This is a genomic window from Pseudomonas fluorescens, from assembly GCF_001708445.1.
Classification (GTDB): Bacteria; Pseudomonadota; Gammaproteobacteria; order Pseudomonadales; family Pseudomonadaceae; genus Aquipseudomonas; species Aquipseudomonas gorinensis.
Genome location: NZ_CP015637.1, coordinates 3743716 through 3766512 on the forward strand (window position 1 = coordinate 3743716; position 22797 = coordinate 3766512).

Here is a 22797-nt window from a genome sequence, read left to right on the forward strand (position 1 = left end):
GCGATCAGGGCAGCACGATATAGTCGTTCTGCTGCACGATTGGCCGGTGCGGCCCCTGCACAAGGTGGACATAGCGGCCGTCCACCAGGTCGATGGGGAGGCAGTCATCGATATCCAATACCCCGTCGGTGTGAGCCTGGGACCAGTGGCGCAGCATCTGTCGCTGACCCTTGGCTTTGGCTGCCTGTTTGTTGGGCGCGACCACCAGCAGGTAGTGATGGGCTTCGCCAAAGCTGTGGGCTTCATAGCCGCCCAGGTTGATGAAATACAGATGTTGCGCCCCGGCCTGGGGTGCCAGGGGGCTGAGCTCGACTGTCCAGCCATCGACACCCTCCACGGCCATCCAGGCATCGATATGCACACCCTTGGGGCTGCCAAACCAGGCGTCGCGCAATTGCGGGTAGGTGCCTTCCAACGTATCCGCCACGGCGAATACCACATCATGGACTTCGATCCGGGCGCGGGGGTGCTTGCCCCCGAGCATCACGACAAACAGCATTGCAGGTCCTTCCTGGCAGCTTGGCAAAGGGCAACCATACTTCGATTGAACCCTTTTGTCCGGCCAATGCCACACTGTTAACCCGCGAACTCATCAGGAGATTGTCATGCGAACCATTGATCTGGCCGGCGTTCCCGTCCCTGTCATCGGCCAGGGAACCTGGCGCATGGGCGAGAACCCCGACCAGCGCCGCGCCGAAGTCGCCGCGTTGCAACTGGGGATCGACGAGGGCATGACCCTGATCGATACCGCCGAAATGTACGGCGAAGGGGGGGCCGAGGAGGTGGTCGGCGAGGCCATTCGCGGCAAGCGTGACGAGGTGTTCCTGGTGAGCAAGGTCTACCCCCATAACGCCAGCCACAAGGGTGTCCCCCGTGCTTGCGAGGCCAGCCTCCGGCGCTTGGGGACTGATTACATCGATCTGTATCTGCTGCATTGGCGCGGCCAGTATCCGCTTGAAGAAACGGTCGAGGCCTTCGAGCGGCTGCGCGAAGCCGGCAAAATCGGCCGCTGGGGCGTGTCCAATTTCGATGTCGCCGACCTGCAGGAACTTGCTTCCCCGGCCTGCGCCACCAACCAGGTGCTCTACAACATTGAAGAGCGCGGTATCGAATTCGACCTGCTGCCATGGTGGCAACAGCATCACTTGCCATTGATGGCTTATTGTCCGATTGCCCAGGGGGGTGGGCTGCTATCCAGCCAGACGCTCAAGCACATCGCTCACCTTCATGAGGTCACGCCTGCCCAGGTGGCCTTGGCGTGGGTGTTGCGCCAGGAGGGGGTGATTGCCATCCCCAAGGCCGTGACGCCCGAACACGTGCGCCTTAACGCCAGCGCCGCGAACCTGGTGCTGGATGAACACGATCTGGAAGCCATCGACCGGGTGTTCGGCGCGCCCAAGCGCAAGCACCCCCTGTCGATGGTCTGAGTGTCGCGCAGAAACGGCGCCGTCCCTGGCAGCCGTTTGCGCATCAGGCCGGGTCAGCCGGCCGCCGGGCTGCGCCAGTCGTCCGAGCCGGATGTACCGGAGACCTCATGGGTCCAAGTGATCTTGCGATAGCTGAAGTAGACGTCTTCGAGGTGGGTGAAATGCGCGTTGTCCGGGTCCTGGCAATTGGGCATGCGCGACTGGATGTCGACGATGGTCGCCCCTTCGAGTTCGATGGTGAAGTAGTGCTCCTGCGTGCCTGCCGCTGAGGTCCGCAGCCACTCCAGTCGGCACTTGACCTCTTCGCCGCTGGTGAGGGCGCTGAAGAGCAATGGCGATGACTTGTCGAAGACCTTGCTGATCATCAACGGTTTATGCACCCTCTGCCCCGTCGGTTGGCCCGATTGCGGGTCGCGGGGAATGATTACCTGGTGAGCAAACGCCTGCACGAGAATCTGGTCCTCATGACCTTCCTGGTAAATGCCACCTACCGAGTCCTGGGTAAAAGTGCCTGCCGTTATCAAACCTTGCTTGACACCGGTAATAGAAAGATACGCGGGTGTTGGCATGTCGGGTTTCCTTGCCTTATTGATAGGGAGTTCCATTCGGCGACGGGCCGGATGGGCAAAACCCCTATAACAAGAAGCGTGCCTGAAAGTTGGAACTCCAATGAAATAAGGGGTTCGATGTGGCGTGCGCTTGTATTTTATAAGTTGCGGGGAGGCGGGGGCGATATTAACGGCTGGTATTTGCGCTTAAGTGCGCAATTAGTTGCTTGTTCTGTTTGGGCCGCTCTAATCAATGAAGTGCGAGCAGTCAGGGTGTTTTGCAACGGATTAAACTGCGCAAATTGCTGCGCAGGCCAGGTTTTATGGTGATTGTAGGAAATTCCTTAAGTGGGTGCATGTTGCTTGCTGAATGTTTTTTGCGTGACTAATGTTCGCTCGCTTCGTCACGTTTTTCACGAAGCTTCATGGCTTACTGGTGCGCAGCCAATACGCAGTTAGTTCGCCGGTCCTATCTTGGATAATCGTGCGCGGTTAAAAATGATTTACTCAGACACGCTTTGCGCTTATTACCTTGAGGTCGCCCGAACGCCATGTTCAGATGCAAGTTATGCCGGCAGTGAAGTGCGCTTCTCCAGCGAATATGAAGCCCTTGAAACCGAGCTGGCCAAGGCCCAATCGATCCACGGCGGCAGCCAGCCAGACTGGCAGCTCGTCAGGGTCATCAGCGAAGGCGTGCTGCGTCAGCATTCCAAGGATTTGCGGGTCGCGGCATGGTTGACCTGGGCGTTGTACCAGCGTGAATCTTTTCCTGGTTTGCTGGCGGGCCTGGGCCTGTTGCGTCATCTTTGCGAACAGCATTGGGCGGCTGTCCACCCCGCCAAGATGCGTACCCGTGGCGCAGCTTTCGGCTGGCTGGTGCTGCGCCTTGAGCCCCTGTTTGCGCAAACCCTTGCAATCGCGGATCAGCAACCACTGTTCCAAGCCATCCTTGAACACCTTTCCAGCCTGGATGAATGCTGGAGCGCATGCCTGGGAAGCGACGCGCCACTCCTTCTGCCGATTCGCAGGCAATTATCAGAGCGCCTGGCGCGCACGGCGCAATGCGGTCCCGAGCCGGCCGGTGTGACGGCGGTCGTTGCACAGGTCAAGCAGGCAGCGACTCAATTGCTCAAGCCGGAAGCTGCAATCGATAACGAAAAAGACGCACATAAGCGACTTCGCACCCTGCAGGACCAGGCTCGCCCATTGTGTGCCTGGTGGCTGCGCCAGGACGCTACAGACCTGCGCGCGCTGCGCCTGGGCCGTACGCTGGCCTGGCTGCCCCTGGTCAGTTACCCCGACGCCGACAGTGCAGGGATCACCAGCCTGCGTGGCCCCACATCCGACAAGCTCAACCGTTACCAGGAGCGTTTTACCCAAGGTCATTACGCCGACCTGGTGCTTGAGCTTGAAGCGAGCCTGGCCAGTGCGATGTTCTGGTTCGACGGTTTGCGCATGCAGTGGGAGTGCCTCGAGGCGCTGCAGGCTCATCTGGCGATGTCCGAGGTGGAAGTCAGCCTCGCCCTGTTGTTGCAACGCCTGCCGAACCTCCTCGGGTTCTGCTTTCACGACGGCGTTCCGTTTGCGGATGCTGCGACTCGCGACTGGATTGCGCTGCAGGTGAATCGCCATCTGCAAAGAACCTCACCCTCGCAGATATCGATCGATGCCGACGCCGAGCCGTGGGAGAGGGCGTTGCAGGACGTCATGCCACGCTTGCGCAAGGACGGGCTCAAGGCCGCCGTCGGGGAACTCAGGCAGGGCCTGCATGCCGCACGCGGCGAGCGAGCGCGCTTCCATTGGCGTTTGGCCCAGGCCCGGTTGTGTGTACTGGCCGGCAAGTACGAGCTGGCGAGAATCCAGCTTGAACAGTTGGATCATGAACTGCAGCAGGCGGGGCTGGACCGTTGGGAGCCTGGCCTGGCGCTGCAGGTGGCGCAGTTGCTGTATCGCTGCTGCGACCTGTTGCCACAAAGCCATGCCGTGCGGGAGCGCAAGGAAGACACCCATCGCAGGTTGTGCCACTTCGACCTGGAAGCGGTACTTGAATAGGCTTTCGAGCCGCTCGAAAAAAAGGAGATAGACCATGGCCAAAGAAGGTTCGGTAGCACCCAAGGAACGCATCAATATCACCTTCAAACCTGCCGTTGGAGACGCACAGGAAGAAGTTGAACTGCCGTTGAAGTTATTGGTGCTGGGGGATTTCACCCAGCGTGAGGACTTGCGCAAGCTGGAAGACCGCAAGCCGATCAGTATCGACAAGAACACCCTGGACGAGGTGCTGGCCAAGCAAGCGCTGGAGTTGACGCTCAGCGTGCCCAATCGCCTCCAGGACGCGCCCGACGTTGAAGAGCTGGGCATACAGGTGCGGATCAATTCGATGCAGGACTTCAACCCCGCAAGCCTGGTGGAGCAGATTCCCGAACTGAAAAAGCTGATGACGCTGCGTGAAGCGTTGATGGCATTGAAGGGGCCACTGGGGAATACGCCGAGCTTTCGCAAGGCCATCGAGCAAGCCCTGGCCAATGATGAATCCCGTGCACGGGTATTGGCCGAGTTGGGGCTGGGCAGTTCCACCGTATGACTTTTTCAGGAAAAGGACACTGAACGATGAGCGCACAACATAAACCGCTGGCCACATCAACGGATGACAACGGCGGCATCCTTGACAACATTATTGCCCAGACGCTGCTGACGGTTGACGACGAGGCGTATGGCATCGCCAAGCGCGGGGTCTCGGCGTTTATCGAAGAGCTGGTCAAACCGCACAACAGCGGTGAGCCGGTCAAGAAACGCCTGGTCGATCGGATGATCGCCGAAATCGATGCCAAGCTCAGCCAGCAGATGGACGAAATTCTCCACCACCCGGATTTCCAGGCGCTTGAAGCCGCGTGGAAGGGCCTGCAGTTGCTGGTCGATCGCACTAATTTTCGCGAGAACATCAAGATCGAACTGCTGAATGTCGCGCGGCAGGACCTGTTGGATGATTTTGAAGACTCGCCGGAAATCAACCAGTCCGGGCTCTATAAACACATCTACAGTGCCGAATACGGTCAGTTTGGCGGCCAGCCGGTAGGCGCCATCATTGCCAACTACTTCCTCTCGCCCAGCGCGCCGGATGTCAAGCTGATGCAGTACGTTTCCAGCGTGGCCTGCATGGCCCATGCGCCGTTTATCGCGGCTGCCGGGCCGGGGTTCTTTGGCTTGGAAAGCTTTACCGGGCTGCCCGACCTGAAGGATCTCAAGGATCATTTCGAAGGCCCCCAGTTTGCCAAGTGGCAGAGCTTTCGCCAGAGCGAAGATGCCCGCTACATCGGCCTTACCGTGCCACGGTTCCTGCTGCGCACCCCCTACGACCCGTCGGAGTGCCCGGTCAAGACCTTTGCCTACCAGGAAAACGTGGTCAACAGCCACGAACACTATCTGTGGGGCAATACTGCCTACGCGTTCGCCACGCGCCTGACCGATAGCTTCGCCCGGTTTCGCTGGTGCCCGAACATTATCGGTCCGCAAAGCGGTGGCATGGTGGAGGACCTGCCGTTGCACCACTTCCACAGCATGGGCGAAATCGAAACCAAGATTCCTACCGAGGTGCTGGTTTCCGATCGTCGCGAATATGAGTTGGCCGAGGAAGGCTTTATTGCCCTGACCATGCGCAAGGGCAGTGACAATGCCGCGTTCTTCTCCGCCAGTTCCGTGCAGAAACCCAAGTACTTCGGCACCAGCGCCGAGGGCAGGGAGGCCGAGCTGAACTACCGCCTGGGTACCCAGTTGCCGTACATGATGGTGGTCAACCGGTTGGCCCATTACCTCAAGGTGCTGCAGCGCGAACAACTGGGTTCGTGGAAGGAGCGCACCGACCTTGAGCTGGAGCTCAACAAGTGGATTCGCCAATACGTGGCGGACCAGGAAAACCCCAGCGCCGAAGTGCGCGGCCGGCGTCCGCTGCGAGCCGCCCGTATTGTCGTCAGTGACGTCGACGGGGAACCTGGCTGGTACCGCGTCAACCTCAGTGTGCGACCTCACTTCAAGTACATGGGGGCGGATTTCACCTTGTCCCTGGTCGGCAAGCTCGACAAAGAATGAGCAGGCACCAGGGGATGACACATTACTGCAGCCTATTCGAGCGCCTTGACGGCCAGGCACCTGCCCAGGCGAACAGCGTGGCGTCCATCGCGACGCACCTGGGCAAGATGCTCAGCACGCGTGCGGGCAGTGTCCAGACATTGCACGACTACGGCTTGCCGGATCTCAATGACCTGCGCCTGAGCCTGCACGAATCATTGAGCCGATCGCGCCTGTCGATCGAACGGTTTATCCAGGCCTATGAGCCGCGTTTGGCGAACGTGCGCGTAAGGCTATTGCCCCGCGACCGCGATCCCCTGGTCCTGGCATTTGCCATCGAGGCCACGCTGCTCGCCAATGGAATCAGGCAACCGGTGGTGTTCAGTGCGCTTCTGGGTGATGGTGGGCAGGTCGAGGTTGCGCCGGATGACCTTTAATCGTTATTACCAAAGCGAACTCAGTGCCTTGCGTCAGCTGGGGCGACGTTTCGCCGAGCGCAATCCAGCCCTGGCACCGTTTCTCGCAGAGGCCGGCCAGGACCCGGACGTGGAGCGTTTGCTCGAAGGCTTTGCGTTTCTCACCGGCCGCCTGCGGCAGAAACTGGATGACGAATTACCCGAACTGACCCATTCGTTGATGCAGTTGTTGTGGCCCAACTACATGCGGCCTCTGCCATCGTTCAGCATCTTGCAGTTCGATCCGTTGAAACGGGCAGGGCCTGCTGTCCGGGTGGCGCGCGACACCGCAGTGGAAAGCGCGGCCATCAATGGCGAGCGCTGTCGCTTTCGGACCTGCTACAGCACCCAGGTCATGGCGCTGCAACTGAGCGCCGTGACGTATGTCTTCCAGGGTGAGCGAGCCCTGTTGGACCTGCGGTTGGACATGAGCGCCCCGGGGAATTTCAGTGAGTTGGTGTTCGACACGTTGCGGTTGCACTTGGCCGGGGATCGCCACGTCAGCCAGGGGTTGTACCTGGGCCTGCTGCGTCATCTCGACGGCATCGAGTTGTTGCTTCTCGGTGATGACGGCCAGCCCGTCAACGGGACCGATGGGCAGGCAATGTCGCTGCGGCTGTGTGCCAGCCAGGTACACCCGGTGGGGTTCTGCGAAGAACAGGCGTTGATTCCTTACCCAGTAAATACCTTCCGTGGTTATCGCCTGCTGCAGGAGTATTTTGCCTTCCCTGACAAATACCTGTTCGTGGATGTCGGCGGTTTGGATCGGTTGCATGGGGTGCCTCAGGCACTGCTCAAACGGGTGCGTGGCATGGTGATGCGTTTTGAACTGCGCACCCAGGGGCATGAGCCGCAACGCCCCAGCCTGGACAACGTGAAGCTCTATTGCACCCCCATCGTCAATCTGTTCAACCATGATGCCGTGCCCGTTCGCCTGGACGGCAAGCAGGATGAGTACCTGCTGGTGCCTGGGGAATATACCCGGGGCAACGCCGCGGTGTTTTCCGTGGACAGCGTGACGGGATGGCGCCCGGGTGGCCTGGGTTATCGGCATTACGTACCGTTCGAGTCCTTTGAACACGACAGCGCCACCCCAGCCTCGAACATGGCCCCCAGCTACAGCCTTCGCCAGCGTGCATCGGCACAGCATGCCGGTCTCGACACCTGGATCGCGTTTGAGCGTGACCAGGGGCACGAACAGGAAACACTGTCGATCGAGTTGACCTGCACCAATCAGAACCTGCCGCTGCAGCTACAGGTGGGGCAGGTCAACCAGCCCTGCGAGCAGACCCCGGAATTTCTGGCGTTTCGAAATATCACCGTGCCGACCACGAGTCTTGCTCCGCCCCTGGACCAGGACTTCCTGTGGCGACTGATCAGCAACCTGTCGCTCAACTACCTGTCGTTGACCGATATCAATGCCCTGAAAGTCATCCTCGAAACCTACGACCTGCCGCGTTATCACAGCCGCCAGGCGCAGAAAATCAGTGCAAAGCGGTTGGGAGCGCTGCGCGGCATCCGGCACGAAGCCGTCGACCGATTGCTCAATGGCCTGCCGATTCGCGGTGTGCGGGTGGACCTGTCGATCGATACCCAAGGCTTCCTCGGCCAGGGCGAAACCTTTGTATTCGCTTCGGTGCTCAACGAGTTTTTTGCGCTGTACGCCAGCTTGAATTCGTATCACGAATTGCGAGTGATCAGCACACAAGGAGATGTGTACCTATGGCCACCCCGCATGGGCGAGCAGCCCCTGCTTTAACCGAACTGTCCCGTTTCATCCGCGAGTACTCGCTGTTCCAGGCGGTGTTACAGGTGATCGAGCGCTTGCGTGATGCCCATCCACTGCTGGATGAGGACGCGTTGTATGACCAATTGGAATTCCAGGCCAATCCAGGCTTGGGCTTTCCCGGACACGACATCGATCGAGTGGAGTTTTTTGTGGAGTACGGTCAATTGCGCGCGCGGCTTCGCCTCAATGTCCTCGGACTATGTGGCGCGGGGTCACCACTGCCCGCGTTCTACGCGGAGCAGGCGTACGCAGAGGTGTCAGGCGGTAACGCCACCCGGGATTTCCTGGACGTGTTTCACCACCGCCTGCAACGGCTGATGCTGCCGATCTGGCGCAAATATCGTTATCGAGCCTGCTTCCGACGGGGCGCCAGTGATGCGTTCTCGGCGCAGATGTTTGCCTTGATCGGACTGGGAGGCCAGGACATTCGTCGGGCGGCAGCGCTGGACTGCAAACGGCTGCTGCCTTACCTGGGGCTGCTGAGCCTGCGCGCGCATTCGGCGGCAATGATTGAGACTGTGATGCGCCATTACTTCAAGCACCGCCGGTTGTTCATCGAACAGTGGGTTGAACGCAGCGTGTCAATCAACGGACAGCAGCGCAATCGGCTGGGGGCGGCCAACCACACGCTCGGCCAGGACCTGGTGCTGGGTAGTCGGGTCACCGATTGCAGCGGCAAGTTCACCGTGCATCTGCTCGGGCTCGACTGGCAACGATTTCACCAGTTCCTGCCGACCGGGGAGGACTTGCGCCCCTTATGTGCACTGCTGCGCTTAACCGCGCGCGCACCGCTGGAATATGACGTGCGCCTGGTGCTCGCTGAAGGGGAGATCCGCGCGCTGCATATCGGCGAGCGCAATGTGTGTCGCCTGGGATGGACCAGTTGGCTGGGGCATGAGCGGGCGGATGGTGTGGTCACGCTGGCTGGCAATGCGCATTAAGGACTGATGATTATGATGAATGTAGACCTGCAACAATTGATACGGACATTGGCGGCGCAAACCCGCAGCGACCTGGAACGCTCGGCTGAACGTTGTATCGCCCGGGGCGGTCGCGAAGTGCTGGTGGAGGACCTGCTGCTGGCGCTGCTGGAGCACGCCGATGGCGTGTTGGCCAAGGCGCTGGCAGAGGCCAACGTAGCGCTGCACGAACTGCAGGCGACGCTGCAGCCAAAGACCGCGCAGTGTGCAACCCACAACCCGGTGTTCGCCCAGGCTTTGGTGCAGTGGTTGCAACAGGCGTTGATGGTTGCGCACCTTGAACTGGGGCGACATGACGTTGACCAAGGTGCCCTGTTGCTCGCGCTGCTACGTCATCCCCTGGAGCACGCCGGCAGCGGTTATCAAGGTATTTTGAGCCGTTTGGACGCTGATCGCGTACGTGACTTCTTATTGAGCCAGGGCGCACAAGTCCAGGCAGTGGTGGCTGAATCATGGTTGCAGCGTTTTACCCAGGACCTGACGCGCCAGGCCCGTGAAGGCTTGATCGACCCTGTCATCTGCCGGGAGGGTGAAATCCGGCAATTGATCGACATCCTCGTGCGTCGACGCAAGAACAACCCGATCCTGGTCGGAGAAGCCGGGGTCGGGAAAACGGCGATTGTCGAAGGCTTCGCCCTGCAAGTGGTCGCATCGCAGGTACCGCCAGCCCTCCAGGATGTGCGCGTGCTGACCCTTGATATGGGGCTGCTGCAAGCGGGGGCTGGTATCAAGGGCGAATTCGAGCGCCGCCTCAAGGGGGTGATCGACGAAGTCAACGCCTCGCCCCAGGCCGTGATCCTGTTTATCGACGAGGCTCATATGCTGGTGGGGGCCGCGGGGCCGGGTGGTGCGTCGGATGCCGCCAACCTGCTCAAGCCTGCGTTGGCCCGCGGTCAACTGCGGACCATCGCCGCCACCACCTGGTCGGAGTACAAGCAATACATCGAAAAGGACCCCGCATTGGCGCGGCGTTTTCAACCGGTACGGGTGGGCGAACCGAGTGTCGAGGCCGCGGTATCGATCCTGCGTGGACTGGTGCCGGTCTATGAGGCCAGCCATGACGTGTACGTGCGCGATGATGCGGTTGTCGCGGCAGCGCACATGAGCGCGCGGTATTTGGCCGGGCGCCAGCTACCGGATAAAGCGGTGGATGTGCTGGATACGGCGTGCGCAAGGGCTCGCACGTGCTTGTCGGCGCGGCCCGAAGCCTTGCAATGCCTTGTCGCCGAGCTTGCCGAAGGGACGCGGCAACACCTGGCGCTGCGCAGGGATGCCGAGGTCGGGCTGCCGGTCGATGAGGTGGCCCTGCAAGCCTTGAGCCTGCGACTGGATGCCCTGGAGCAGGAGCGCCAGGCCCTGGAGCAGTGCTGGGTTGAACAGCGCGAGCAGCCGACGGCAAGCCCGACGGTGTGCCCGCGCCTGGTGGCCCAGGTCATCAGTGCGTGGACCGGGATTCCCGTCGAGCAAGTGGCCCTTGAACCCAGCGAAAAAGTCCTGGGGTTCGCCGATGCCTTGCGAGCACGCATTCTGGGACAGGAGCCGGTCGTGCAGGCGCTTGATCGCAGCCTGCGGGCCGTAGCTGCCGGCCTCAACGAACCCGATGCGCCGGTAGGTGTATTCCTGCTGGCCGGCCCCAGCGGTGTGGGCAAGACCGAAACCGCGCTGGCGCTGGCCGACCTGCTGTACGGAGGCCAGCGGTTCGTCACCCTCATCAATATGTCGGAGTATCAGGAAAAACACTCACTGTCTCGATTGATCGGTGCACCTCCGGGTTACGTGGGCTACGGCGAAGGCGGTGTCCTGACCGAAGCGGTGCGGCAACGCCCTTATTCGGTGGTGTTGCTCGACGAGGTCGAGAAGGCAGACCCGGAGGTGTTGAACCTGTTCTACCAAGTCTTCGACAAGGGCTTGGCCAATGATGGCGAAGGGCGGGAGATCGATTTCCGTAATACGTTGATCCTGATGACCTCCAATCTTGGCAGCGACTGCATCAGTGAGGCGTGCGCCGACGGCCTGCGCCCGGACATCGAGGTATTGCAAGCCGCGATCCTCCCCGCGCTGCGGGCACACTTCAAACCGGCGTTGCTGGCCCGGATGCGGGTGGTGCCCTATTACCCGGTGACGGGTGAGGTGCTCAATGACGTGGCACGCCTCAAGCTTGCGCGCCTTGGCCAGCGATTGCAGCAACGCCAGTTGGCGTTTACCCACACGCCCGAGCTGGTGGCGCACATGGTCCGGCTCTGCACACACGGTGACAGCGGAGCGCGCGCGATCGATCAGTGGATCGAGTCGGACCTGCTGCCGCAGATCGCTGATCGGCTGCTGACTGCAACGGTGGGCCATGCAGGTCTGTCACGGGTTCATGCACGGCTGGATAGCAGCGGTCGGCCAGTCTGCGAGTTCGGCCAATGATGAAAAGCCTGTTTACCCCATTACCCCATCCCCTGACCTATGCCGAGACCTTGCTCGGCTGGTTCTGCCGACTGGGCCATGAACACGACGAAACCACGCTGGCGGACTTGTGCGTGACCGGCGCTGCGCAACTGAGCCAGTGTGAACTCAGCCAGCTGTACCTGTTCGATGAGCCGGCGGGCAGGCTTGAGCTGATCGCCCAGCATCTCCACGGGGCACTGCCGCCGGGCGACCCAGCGTCGGGCCCTGGCTCCCAGCATGAACCTCTGTTGCACTACGTGCTGACCCAAGGGCAGCCCCTTACCCTGGATGACCTGAGCCAGTGCGTGCATGACACCGGGTTCCTGCCGGCAGTGGCGCAGCCTTGGCATTGCCTGTCCTGCATACCGCTGCTGGGGCGCAGCAAAACCATCATGGGGGTATTGCTGTGCGCCAGCCCGCGCCCAGCCCAATTGCAAGGTTATGTTGCCTCGCTGGCGCGCCTTGGCGGCTTCGCGCTGGCGCAATTGAGCCTGTTGCGACGGATGCAGCCCGCATCGGAGGTCACCCGGCTCAAATCGAGAGCGCCCGCCACTCGTGTGTACGGCTTGATCGGCAACAGTGTCGCGATGAACGAGACCTGCCGCTTGATCGGTAAGGTCCTGCACACGCCGTACACCGTGTTGCTGCGTGGCGAGACCGGTACCGGCAAGGAAGTGGTGGCGCGGGCCATCCACGCCGCCGGGCCGCGCAGCGCTAAAGCGTTCGTGGTGCAGAACTGCGCCGCGTTTCCGGAAGGCCTGTTGGAGAGCGAGCTGTTCGGCTACCGCAAGGGCGCATTTACCGGGGCCCAGCGCGACCACGTCGGGTTATTTGATGCAGCCCATGGCGGCACGCTGCTGTTGGATGAAATCGGTGACATGCCGCTCTCACTGCAGGCCAAGTTGCTGCGCGTTTTGCAGGAAGGAGAAGTGCGTCCGCTGGGGGCCAATGCTTCCCATAAGGTCGATGTCCGCATCATCGCGGCGACTCACCGTGACCTGCTTGCCATGGTGGCCCAGGGGACCTTCCGCGAAGACCTGTATTACCGGCTGGCGCAGTTTCCCATCGAGTTGCCGGCGCTGCGTGAGCGCGACGGCGACGCGCTGCAACTGGCGCGTCATTTCGCCGACGAGGCCTGTATGGCACTCGGTCGGCCAGCTGTTGGCTGGTCAAGCGCGGCCCTGGATCAACTGACGAGTCATGGCTTCCCCGGCAATGTCCGCGAACTCAAGTGCCTGGTGGAGCGCGCGGTGCTGCTGTGTGATGACGGTGTGATCCTGCCGCTGCACCTGGCGCTGTCGCCGCGAACGGAGGCCGCTGTAGAGACCACATTACGCCAGCGCCTGGAGAGGGTGGAGCGCATGGTCCTGATCGATTGCCTGCAGAAGAACCGTGGTAATCGAACACGCACCGCCCGTGAGCTGGGCGTCGCTCGCCGCACGCTGCTCTACCGGCTTGCCCGCTTGAATATTCCTGTTGGTGAAGCCAAGGGGGAGTGCTGAATGCCTTGTGTCTATGGGAGATACCCGATGCCTGATCGTCTGTGGCAAGCCATGTTGCTTGTGTTGTGTGTGCTGGGCGGCTGTAACGCCAATTATGTCTTCGATGATGCTGACTACCGTCCGTTGGGCGACCCGCAAGCGACCAGTCGCGGCCAGTGAATGGAGGACCCGAGCATGCAACTGGTATTTGAAGTGTATGACGGCGCTGGCACCGAGCCGCTGGCCGGCGCTCGCAAGACGTTTGCCGGTGTCGGCGGTGTGATCGGTCGCGGGGCCGGTTGCGACTGGGTGATCCCCGATGCCAGTCGACTGTTGTCCAGTCACCATGGGCTGGTGAGCTACCGTGAAGGTCGCTACTTTCTGACGGACATCAGCAGCAATGGCATTTGCGTGGCCGACAGTGGTGAACGCCTGAATAAAGGGCAGGCGCGACTGATCGCCGACGGTGATCTTTTTCAACTGGGGGCATTGGCGATACGCGCAAGGCTTATCGAGCCGCCGGCCCCGCCCGGCGCGCGGCGATTTACGGCACCGGGGCCGATTCCCGACGATGCTTTCCTGGCCCTGGACCCCATGCAGGCGCTGGATGATGAGGACCTCACCCATCCGTCATTGGACGGGCTGGACGCATTGAGTACTGTCGCCCAAGAACCGGGGCCGTGGATGACTCACAGCGCGGCGGACCGAGACCATCTGGTCTTGCCTCGATGGGTGGAGCCCGACCTGGAGGTGCCGCCGAGCCCGCAGGTTGTCACTGCGCCAGCGGACAACGAGTCCTTTTGGACGCAGTTTGCGGCAGCGCTGGGGATCCGCCTCGACGACGTTGACAGGCCAGCGCGAGAGGCATTGGCGATCAAGGTCGCCGGCTTGCTCAAGCTGAGTATCGAGGGGTTGCAGCACAACCTGCGCACCTGCGACGAACTGAAAAGTGAATCGAACCTGGCGCCCGCCGCTCCCGTTGTGAACAGCCCAAACCCCCTAAGGCAGTGCGCGGATGCCGAGACGGCGTTGGCCGCATTGTTGGGCATCAGCGAATTTGGCCAACTGCCCGCCGACCTGGCGATCACTCAAGTGCACCGGGATATGCAGACGCATCAGATTGCATTGCTGGCGGCATGTCGTGCCGCGGCGCGCAGCGCGCGGGAAGCGTTCGCCCCCAGCTATCTGCTGCTGTGTTTCGAGCGCCAGGACAAATCGCCCCGGTTCAACACCGACGGTGCCCAATGGCGCGCCTATCAACGTCACTACCAGCGCCTGGTCGAGGCTGAACCGCTCACGGGACACCTGTTGGGCAAGGACTTCGCCAGAGCCTATGACGAGCAGGTCCGCCTGATCTCCACCCTTCATGTGGACTACCCGGGATGATGATCATGTATCGAGCCGCCGTTGCATCCATGCTGGTGGTATTCAGCCTGTTGACCGGGTGCAGCACCCTGTCGCCTTTTTCTACCGTGACCAAGCTGGACCTGAAGCTGGTCGCCAGCGATCAGGTCAACCCCGACCTGCACGGGCGTCCCTCGCCGATCGTGGTGCACTTGCTCGAGCTGCGCCATCCCGTGGCCTTCGAGAACGCCGATTTTTTCAGCCTTTACGGGCGTGCCGAGCAAGCCTTGCCCAAGGACTGGGTAAGCAGCGAGGAGCTGGAAATGCGCCCCGGCGAACGGCTGGAGCTCAAGCTCAAGGTTGAACCGCAGAGCCGTTATGTGGGGGTGCTGGCCGCCTATCGAGACCTGCCCCATGTGCAGTGGCGAATGGTGGTGTCGCTTAATCCGCAGAAACTGACCCGGGCCAGCCTGGTGCTTGACAAGGCTGGCATCCGGGTCGCCAACCCGATTTCTGGTGCGAGGCAGGATTGATATGCTCGTTCATAAAGTCATTTGGCAGGAAGGCATGTTGTTGCGGCCCCAGCACCTGCAACACAACGATCGTTACTACAACCAGCAACTCAACCGCACCCGCCTGCTGGGCTGCGACACCTGGGGTTTCATCACCCTTGAAATCGACCTGCAGTACCTGCGCCTGGGCAAGATCGTCGTCAACCAAGCCAGTGGTGTATTACCCGACGGCAGCCTCTTCGAGTTGAGTGCCGCCATGGAGCCGCTGGTCCTGCAGGTACCTGCCAACGCGGGCAGGCAAGGGATCTATCTTGCGTTGCCGTTGACGACCCACAACCAGATCGAGGCGCGCAAGCAGGACCAGGCCGATGTCTGGGCACGCTATATCACCTGGCCGATGGACGTTGGCGACTCCAATGCCGGTATCGATTTACGTTGTCAGATTCACTGCGGCCGTCCGGACCTGCGCCTGCTGCTGGGGGAGCATCACAGTGACCAGGCGTGTGTGATGCTCAAGGTCGCCCAGGTTGTGGATTGCACGGATGAAGAGGGCGTGAGCCTGGACCCGGAGTTCAGCCCGACCTTCATGTATGTCCAGGGATCGGCTTATGTATCGTCGTGCCTCAAGGAGGTGATCAGCCTGCTGGCCTGCCGAGGCGACGCCATTGCAGAGCGTATCCAGGGCAACGGTGCCGCCGCCGGTTCGCAGATCGGCGACTTTCTGATGCTGCAACTGGTCAATCGTTGCGAGTGGGTCCTGCGTCACTATCTGGGCCAGGTTCAGGTTCGTCCGGAAACGGTGTTCCGCGAGTGCCTGTCGATGCTCGGTGAGTTATCGACGTTCGCCCATGACAGCAAGCGTGCCCCGTTGGACGTGCGGTATCGGCATAACGACCAGGGCGCCAGCTTTCGTGGGCTGATGGAGGGCATTCGCTCCATGCTGTCGATGGTGCTGGAGCAGCATGCCATGGAGCTCGCGCTGCAACAGCGTCAATACGGCGTGCTGGTATGCCAGGTGAGCGACCTCAAGCTGCTCGGCAGCGCGACCTTCATCCTGACGGCCAGCGCGCAGTGTGATTCGGATGAGCTTCGTCACCGTTTGCCGGCGCATCTGAAGATCGGCCCGGTGGAGCGTATACGCGAACTGGTCAACCTGCATCTGGCGGGCATCAAGGTCAAGCCGCTGCCGGTGGCACCGCGACAGTTGCCGTTCCATGCCGGCAAAACCTATTTCATGCTCGAACTCAGCGCCCGGGACATCACGCAACTGGAGCATTCGGGTGGGTTTGCCTTCCATGTCGGCGGCGAGTTTGCCGAGCTTGAACTCACCTTCTGGGCCATCAGGAACTGAACACTATGACCACGGACCGTGAATACCCACAGGACGAAAAAACTGTCCTGCTTGATCGTGAAGGACGGGGGCCGGCGCAGGGCGCGATCACCGATTTCCCCACGCCACCGCGCTTCGAGCAATTGGAAGACCGAATGATCTACGCGGCCCGCTTGCAGGGCGCGCAGACCTTCAATATGGGGCTTAACCCGCTGGTTGCGGTCGCTTGGGAATTACTCGCGGAGGTGGCCCGGCTCAGGAACCATGGCGGTCGGGAAAGCTTGCAAACACTGAATGATCGGCTGTCGGAAGGGGTCACCCAATTCGAGACCCGTGCCTTACATGAGGGGAGCGAAAACGGCCAGGTCATGTCGGCGCGTTATGTGTTGTGCAGCGTGATCGACGAAGCGGTGGTGACCACCGCCTGGGGCAGTCGCAGCGACTGGTCGAAGGTCAGCCTGCTGAGCCGCTTCCATAACGAAACGTTCGGCGGCGAAAAGTTTTTCCAGCTGCTGGAGCGACTGTCCCGAGACCCGGTCAAGCACATTGCGCTGCTGGAATTGATGTACCTGTGCCTGGCGATGGGGTTTGAGGGTAAATATCGGGTCATGGAGCGTGGCGTGCTGCAACTTGAAGCGGTGCGCGATGCCTTGTATCGCCAGGTCAGGCATGTCCGGGGCACGCCGCTGCCTGTCTCTGTATTACCGCCACGGGTGGAGCCCGTACGCCATAAAGCCCCGCGCAAGCTGCCGACCCTTTGGGTTGGAATCCTTTGCCTGGGCTGCATGCTGGCGATCTATTCGGGGTTTGCCTGGGTATTGGGCAAAGAGCGCACACAGGTGCTGCAACCTTTTCAAATTTCGGCGCCGGATCTGACTCGGACGCCCCTGTAACGCTGGGAGCAATGAATGAACGCATTCTTCAAGGGCGCGGGCACCGTGCTGGCTACGATTTGGGTCTGGAGCTTGTTGCTGGTGCTTTCAGTCGCGCTGTTGGTATGGTTTTTCGGACCCTTGCTCGCGGTGGACGGGTATCGGTTCTGGGCCGCACCGACATCGCGCCTGTTGACCGTCTGCGTGGTGTTTCTGTTGTGGGGGCTGGCGATGGTCCTGGCCGGCGGGCGCCGCGCCGCGCGGCTGAAAAAGCCCGGACACCAGGCGCATCATGAGCAACAGGGGCGCATCGAGGACGAGCAGAAACAAGTGCGTGGCCGCTTCAGGGAGGCGCTACATACCCTGAAAACCTCTGGCCGGTATGCTGAACGCAGCGAGCGTTGGCGTGATGAGCTGCCCTGGTACCTGTTGATCGGCGAGGCGGGCAGTGGCAAGACGCGCTTGCTGGCGGCCAGTGGGTTGCCGTTTCCGCTGGACCGTGTCGAGCCGAGTTCGACGGGCCAGACCCGCTACTGTGATTGGTACTTTGCCGACGACGCGGTGCTGGTCGATACCGCCGGACGCTACCTGACGCAACCGGACGGTGCCGTGGATGCCGCGGGCTGGTTGACCTTGCTCAGGCTGCTCAGGGCGCGACGCCAGGTCCGCCCGCTCAATGGTGTCGTGGTGACCTTGTCGATGGAAACGCTGGTTGGCAGCCACCCGCTGGATCTGGACCATCACGCCCGTCACATTCACACGCGCTTGCAGGAAATCCAGCAGACGTTGCATGTCGATGTGCCGATCTACCTGGTCCTGACCCAGGCCGATCGGTTGACGGGGTTTGCCGAATACTTCGACTCACCCCAGGCCGACGCCGCCGAAGGCGTACTGGGTGAACAGCTGATCACCGGCAAGGCCGGCACTGAAGTCACCCAGGTGCGCCAGGCGTTCGAGACGCTGCTGCAACGCCTGGGGGGTGAGTTGATTCAGCGCTTGCACGCGCAGCGCAGTGTTGAGCAGCGCGGGCTGACACTCGACTTTCCGCAACAGATGGCGCGAGTCGGCGAACGCCTGTGCGCATTTATCGAGCTGGCTTTTTCCGCGCATCGTTATCAACGTATCAACGGACTGCGCGGGTTCTATTTGACCTGCGCCGGTGAGCGCGGCTCGCACTTCATCCAGGGCTTGTTCAACCGGGTGATATTTGCCGAGGCCGGCCTCGCCGGTCTGCAGGGCCAGGAGCAGCAGCGCATACGTCGCCGGCAAATCGGCGTGGCCGTGGCCGCAACCCTGGTCATCGGTGCGGCGGGTTGGCTGTGGATGCACAGTTATTCGGTCAACCATCATCGCTTGCAGCAACTGGCCAACCTGGCGACGCCAGTTGCCTTGCCACTTGGTACGGACGCGACGCTGGCCGTGTTGCCGCTGCTGGATGCACGGCGGGCGGCGATCCAGGTTTTCCCCGCAGTGCAGGACGTGCCACTGGTGGAACGTGCAGGCTTGTATCAGGGAGAAGCGAGTCAGCCGGTGCTGGACAGCGCGTATGAGCAGGCCCTGCAACAGCAGTTATTGCCACGGGTGACCGAGTTGCTCGAAGAGCAGGTGCGTTCGAGCCTGGATGATCGCGAGCGGCTGTTGGACAACCTGCGTGCCTACCTGATGCTCACCTTGCGCGAGCGCCGTGATACGGCTTGGCTGGCGCAGCGAGTGGCTGGCCATTGGTCGGCACGTTATGCGGGCGATACGTCGACACAGCACCGCCTGAATGTGCACCTGGCGCAGTTGCTTGGGCAATCGTTCGTGGCACCGGTGGATGATCAACTGGTTGCCCTGGCGCGCCAGGCATTGCGCGGTGAGTCGTTGGCCGATGTGATCTACCGGGTGCTGCGCGAGCAGTCGCGTAACCTGGAACCCTTGCGCTTTGCCGAGGGCAAGGTATTTGCCGCCATCGATCATCCGATCCCCGGGTTCTACACAAAACGGTATTTGCAGTATTTCGAGACGCAGGGGCCGCGATTGGTGAATGCCATTGCCCAGGACAATTGGGTGCTGGGTGAAGGGACGGACTTGAGTGCCATGGATTTACGCCGGCTGATGCTTGAGCTCGAGCAGCGTTACTTCAGCGAGTACGCCGACGCCTGGAGTGAGGCATTGGGCCAGGTCAGCCTGCAGGCGACTGACGGCCTCAGGCAAGGTGCCGAGCAACTTGCCAGCTTGACGTCCGCCCAGTCGCCCGTGATCCAGCTGTTGCAGTTGGTCAGGGAAAATACCCGCTTGCTCCCTGTCAGCGAGCGACTGGATGAGGTGACGCGCCAGATCGGTGAGGTGGGCGCGGTGGCGCAGTTGGCAAGCGACGCGCTAATGGAGCAGTTGCCGCCGGATTCGGCCCGGCGTGCGTTGCAGCGCCGCTTCGAACCGTTGCACCAGATGCTGGACGAGCGGCAAAACCCCGGTGCCGAGTTAAGCCAGGCCCTGCGTCTGGCCGACGAGTTGCACCTGCAACTGACGGCCCTGAACCGTGAGAGTGCGCCGGAGCAGGCGGCCTTCCAAAAGGCTATACGGCGCATGGAGGGCCAGCAGGATGTGCTGGGCAATTTGCGTGACGCTGCTGCGCGTCTGCCACTGCCGCTGTCTGCCTGGTTCGAGGCCATTGCCGATGATGTCTGGCGCCACTGGTTGGACGAGGCCTATGTGTATGTGAACCAGCGCTATCAAAGCGAGGTATACGGTGTGTATGCCAAGGCCATTCGCCAGCGGTACCCGTTCAATGCCCACGGTACCAGCGATGTGGCGCTCAGTGATTTCACCGATTTTTTCAAGCCTCGAGGTGTGATGGCGCGGTTCTATGACAGTTACCTGCGCCCGTTTGTCAGCACCGAGGGCAGCCGCTACCGCTTGCGCGGCCTGGACGGGCGCAGCTTTCCGACATCACGTGCTTTCCTGGACCAACTGGCGAAGGCGCAAGTGATCCGGCGCGGTTTTTTTTCCGAGGAACAAGGAGGCTTGTCCGTGCGCTTTACCCTGGCCCCCTACAGCCTGGACCAGGCGGTCAGTCGCGCCATCCTGCGTATTGGCGATCAACAACTGGAATATCGCCACGGCCCCATCGTGCCCATGGCGTTTCATTGGCCCACCGAGGCCGACAACGGTCGCAGCAGCCTGGTCCTGGAGCGGGGCGCGCATCGACCCCTGGGGATCGAGAAAAACAGCGGAGATTGGTCATTGTTCCGCTTCTTCGATTTGATGCAGAGCGAGCCCGCCAATGGCCGAAACGCGCAGATACTCAAGTCTGACCTCTCGGGTTTGCGCGCCAATTACCTGTTGACCAGCCAGCGCATGCCCAACCCATTTCAAATCGCGGCCTGGCGCACGTTCCGCTTGCCGGAGCGTCTGTGAGCCGCCATCGCACCCCTTGGCGCAGTGCGGGGCGTACGCAGCGCGGCAAGGTCAGGGCGCGTAACGAGGACGCGTTCCTCGATTGCCCTCAACGCGGCTGTTGGGCGGTGGCGGACGGCATGGGCGGGCACCGGGCCGGGGATGTGGCCAGCCAATGGGTGGCCAGCAGCCTGGCGTCCTTGTCGGGGCAGGGTAGCCTCGATCAGCGCGTGGAAGCCGTTCGCCGATGCCTGCAATCGCTCAATTGGCAACTGGGCCATGGGCTGAGACGCCCCGCAGGTGATCTCGACGGCACCATGGGCAGCACCGTCGTCACGCTACTGTTGGAGGGCAGTCGTGCTGCCTGTGTGTGGGCGGGAGACAGCCGTTGCTACCTGTGGCGCGGGCAGAACCTGTATCAACTGTCCCGCGACCACTCCCTGCTTCGACAATTGATGGATGAACAACAGTTGAGCCTGGAGCAGGCCCGAGCCCACCCGGATGCGCGGGCCTTGACGCGGGCCATCGGCGCCCGTGAGCCCTTGAACCTGGAAGTGCTGGAGCTCAGCACTCGGCCAGGCGATGTGTTCCTGTTGTGCAGCGACGGTCTGTACCAGTCACTCAGTCATGGCGAGCTGGGACGTGCCTTGAGCATGGGCACGCCGCAACAGATGGTGGACCGGTTGTTCGCCGCCGTCATGCGCGGCACGGCGCGGGACGACCTGACTGCTGTGGTGGTGCAGTCATGAGCGCGACCGTGGCCCCACCCAGCCTGCTCGCCGGGCGTTATCAGCTGGAGCGGATACTCGGCAGCGGAGGCATGGGTGTGGTCTACCGCGCCCGTGACTTGCTGCACGAACAATTCGGCGAACCGTGTTCCAGTGTGGCCTTGAAGGTCCTCGGCGAAACCTTTGCCGAGTGCCCGGACGCCCATGTGCTGTTGTACAGCGAGTTTGCCCTGGCCCGCGGCCTGCGACATGAGCGGGTGGTGCGCATGTATGGATTCGACGTCGATATCAACCGGCATATCGCGTTCTTTACCATGGAGTTGATGCACGGCATGACCCTGGACCGACTGCTGCTCGAATACCCCGGTGGCATGCCTTGGCGAGAACTGCAACCGATGGCGGTGCAGTTGCTCGACGCCGTGGCGTATACCCATCGCCTGGGTGTGCTGCACGGCGATCTGAAGCCGGGCAACGTCATGGTCAGCGAGGAGGGCCTGCGGTTGTTCGATTTCGGCCTGGGGCAGTCGCTGCTCACGACCGGGTTGCCGGGCCTGAGCCGCGGCCATATCGGTGCCTGGACACCCGCTTATGCCGCGCCGGAGCTGCTGGCCGGCGATGCGCTGTCAATGGCCGCCGACCTGTACGGCGTGGCGTGCGTGCTTTACGAGATGGCGCAAGGACGGCGGCCGGGGGAGCGCTCATCCGCTGAGTCACTGCCGCGGCCACGGCAATGGCCTCGGCATTATTGGCCGGCGTTACGCACGGCGCTGGCCCTGGACCCCGAGCGTCGCACCATCAGCGTCGCTGAGTTGCGTGAGATGATGGGCTGCCCGTGGCGCCGTTGGTTTGTGTAGCGCGGTGTCAGCTGTTCACGTCGTGCAACCGGCAGTAGTCAGCCCAGCTCATGCCGGCCATCTGCGCCACTTCCTTGTGGACTTCGAGGCGTTGGGCTTCGAACGCCTGGGCTGACTCCGCTGTCAGCTTGAGTGTCAGCTCCCAGGCAAACAGCCCCTGGCGCTCGGCTTCAGCCTCGAAGGCTTCGTGCAGGTGCTCGGCGCGGTATTGCGCCAGGGTTTCGCCTTTGGCCTGGGCCGCCAGCGGGTTCAGGGTATCCAACTGCGTGACGATGTCGGGATGTTCTGCCAGGAATCGGTCCAGGGCGAGCTGGTGGTTATCGCCGGGTTGTGACAAGGCTGTGCTCCAGGTTGATAAAGGGGTCAGGGTCGAGGTGCAGTCGCGTCCAGTGTCCGGCGCCACGTTAACGGATGGCGGGTGCCGGCTGGCAGAACGGGCGGATCGTCGATCTGCGCGTCGAGGGCCAAGGATGGGCCAAGGATGGGCCAACCCAGGAAGTTCGACAAGCATAACGCCCCGAAATGAATGCCGAAAAAAACCGGGTGGCGCTGCAAAAGCCTTTCGCTCCCGCTATCAGGACGTGTAGCGTTAGCCGGTGTT

The 22797-nt window shown here is 61.7% G+C and carries 20 protein-coding genes; 17 read left to right on the plus strand and 3 right to left on the minus strand.

Annotation, left to right across the window (positions count from 1 at the left end; genetic code table 11):
* Positions 1-4: 4 nt before the first annotated feature.
* On the minus strand, positions 5-499 hold the full coding sequence (locus A7317_RS16450) for a DUF1543 domain-containing protein (RefSeq protein ID WP_024075959.1): 495 nt from the start codon (positions 497-499) through the stop codon (positions 5-7).
* A gap of 106 nt (positions 500-605) precedes the next feature.
* Between A7317_RS16450 and A7317_RS16455 the strand changes: the two genes are divergently transcribed.
* A complete protein-coding gene (locus tag A7317_RS16455) occupies positions 606-1427 on the plus strand; it encodes an aldo/keto reductase (RefSeq protein WP_024075958.1) in 822 nt (273 codons plus the stop codon).
* Between the two features lie 53 nt (positions 1428-1480).
* Here A7317_RS16455 and A7317_RS16460 read toward each other — a convergent pair whose 3' ends face one another.
* Positions 1481-1996, minus strand: a complete 516-nt coding sequence (locus A7317_RS16460; RefSeq protein ID WP_024075957.1) for an Hcp family type VI secretion system effector — start codon at positions 1994-1996, stop codon at positions 1481-1483.
* Positions 1997-2473: 477 nt separating this feature from the next.
* On the opposite strand from A7317_RS16460, the gene tssA reads away from it, so the two are divergent.
* The 16 genes from tssA to A7317_RS16540 are packed head-to-tail and all read left to right on the plus strand — an operon-like array spanning position 2474 to position 22196.
* Positions 2474-4027, plus strand: coding sequence for a type VI secretion system protein TssA (gene tssA, locus A7317_RS16465; RefSeq protein WP_081329223.1), 1554 nt, complete (start codon positions 2474-2476; stop codon positions 4025-4027).
* A 34-nt stretch (positions 4028-4061) separates the two neighbouring features.
* Positions 4062-4559: a type VI secretion system contractile sheath small subunit gene (tssB, locus tag A7317_RS16470; RefSeq protein WP_069076343.1), complete on the plus strand. Its 498-nt coding sequence runs from the start codon at positions 4062-4064 to the stop codon at positions 4557-4559.
* A 26-nt stretch (positions 4560-4585) separates the two neighbouring features.
* Positions 4586-6061, plus strand: a complete 1476-nt coding sequence (gene tssC, locus A7317_RS16475; protein ID WP_024075954.1) for a type VI secretion system contractile sheath large subunit — start codon at positions 4586-4588, stop codon at positions 6059-6061.
* A gap of 14 nt (positions 6062-6075) precedes the next feature.
* Positions 6076-6477, plus strand: coding sequence for a type VI secretion system baseplate subunit TssE (gene tssE, locus A7317_RS16480; RefSeq protein WP_024075953.1), 402 nt, complete (start codon positions 6076-6078; stop codon positions 6475-6477).
* Positions 6467-8254 (plus strand): type VI secretion system baseplate subunit TssF, encoded by a 1788-nt coding sequence (gene tssF, locus A7317_RS16485; RefSeq protein WP_069076344.1) that lies wholly within the window; start codon positions 6467-6469, stop codon positions 8252-8254. Before tssE ends, tssF begins: the two co-directional genes overlap by 11 nt.
* Positions 8218-9225, plus strand: a complete 1008-nt coding sequence (gene tssG, locus A7317_RS16490; protein ID WP_024075951.1) for a type VI secretion system baseplate subunit TssG — start codon at positions 8218-8220, stop codon at positions 9223-9225. Before tssF ends, tssG begins: the two co-directional genes overlap by 37 nt.
* A 12-nt stretch (positions 9226-9237) precedes the next feature.
* Positions 9238-11676 carry an AAA family ATPase gene (locus A7317_RS16495; RefSeq protein ID WP_069076345.1) on the plus strand — a complete coding sequence of 813 codons (2439 nt, stop codon included), beginning with the start codon at positions 9238-9240 and terminating at the stop codon, positions 11674-11676.
* Complete coding sequence (locus A7317_RS16500; protein WP_069076346.1) at positions 11673-13199, plus strand: sigma 54-interacting transcriptional regulator; 1527 nt, start codon at positions 11673-11675, stop codon at positions 13197-13199. The genes A7317_RS16495 and A7317_RS16500 overlap by 4 nt, the downstream gene beginning before the upstream one ends.
* Positions 13200-13226: 27 nt before the next feature.
* Positions 13227-13358, plus strand: coding sequence for a hypothetical protein (locus A7317_RS16505; RefSeq protein WP_024075948.1), 132 nt, complete (start codon positions 13227-13229; stop codon positions 13356-13358).
* 15 nt (positions 13359-13373) lie between these two features.
* Complete coding sequence (gene tagH, locus A7317_RS16510) at positions 13374-14564, plus strand: type VI secretion system-associated FHA domain protein TagH (protein ID WP_069076347.1); 1191 nt, start codon at positions 13374-13376, stop codon at positions 14562-14564.
* A gap of 5 nt (positions 14565-14569) precedes the next feature.
* Positions 14570-15055 carry a type VI secretion system lipoprotein TssJ gene (gene tssJ, locus A7317_RS16515; RefSeq protein WP_069077420.1) on the plus strand — a complete coding sequence of 162 codons (486 nt, stop codon included), beginning with the start codon at positions 14570-14572 and terminating at the stop codon, positions 15053-15055.
* A gap of 1 nt (position 15056) precedes the next feature.
* Positions 15057-16385, plus strand: a complete 1329-nt coding sequence (tssK, locus tag A7317_RS16520) for a type VI secretion system baseplate subunit TssK (RefSeq protein WP_069076348.1) — start codon at positions 15057-15059, stop codon at positions 16383-16385.
* Positions 16386-16390: 5 nt separating this feature from the next.
* Positions 16391-17257 (plus strand): type IVB secretion system protein IcmH/DotU, encoded by an 867-nt coding sequence (gene icmH / locus A7317_RS16525; RefSeq protein ID WP_069076349.1) that lies wholly within the window; start codon positions 16391-16393, stop codon positions 17255-17257.
* A gap of 15 nt (positions 17258-17272) precedes the next feature.
* Positions 17273-20635, plus strand: a complete 3363-nt coding sequence (tssM, locus tag A7317_RS16530; RefSeq protein ID WP_069076350.1) for a type VI secretion system membrane subunit TssM — start codon at positions 17273-17275, stop codon at positions 20633-20635.
* Positions 20632-21363, plus strand: a complete 732-nt coding sequence (locus A7317_RS16535; RefSeq protein ID WP_069076351.1) for a PP2C family protein-serine/threonine phosphatase — start codon at positions 20632-20634, stop codon at positions 21361-21363. Before tssM ends, A7317_RS16535 begins: the two co-directional genes overlap by 4 nt.
* Positions 21360-22196: a serine/threonine-protein kinase gene (locus A7317_RS16540; RefSeq protein WP_024075941.1), complete on the plus strand. Its 837-nt coding sequence runs from the start codon at positions 21360-21362 to the stop codon at positions 22194-22196. Before A7317_RS16535 ends, A7317_RS16540 begins: the two co-directional genes overlap by 4 nt.
* 7 nt (positions 22197-22203) lie before the next feature.
* Here the strand turns inward: A7317_RS16540 and A7317_RS16545 are convergent, their stop codons facing one another.
* Positions 22204-22533: a DUF6388 family protein gene (locus tag A7317_RS16545; RefSeq protein ID WP_024075940.1), complete on the minus strand. Its 330-nt coding sequence runs from the start codon at positions 22531-22533 to the stop codon at positions 22204-22206.
* Between the last annotated feature and the right edge of the window lie 264 nt (positions 22534-22797).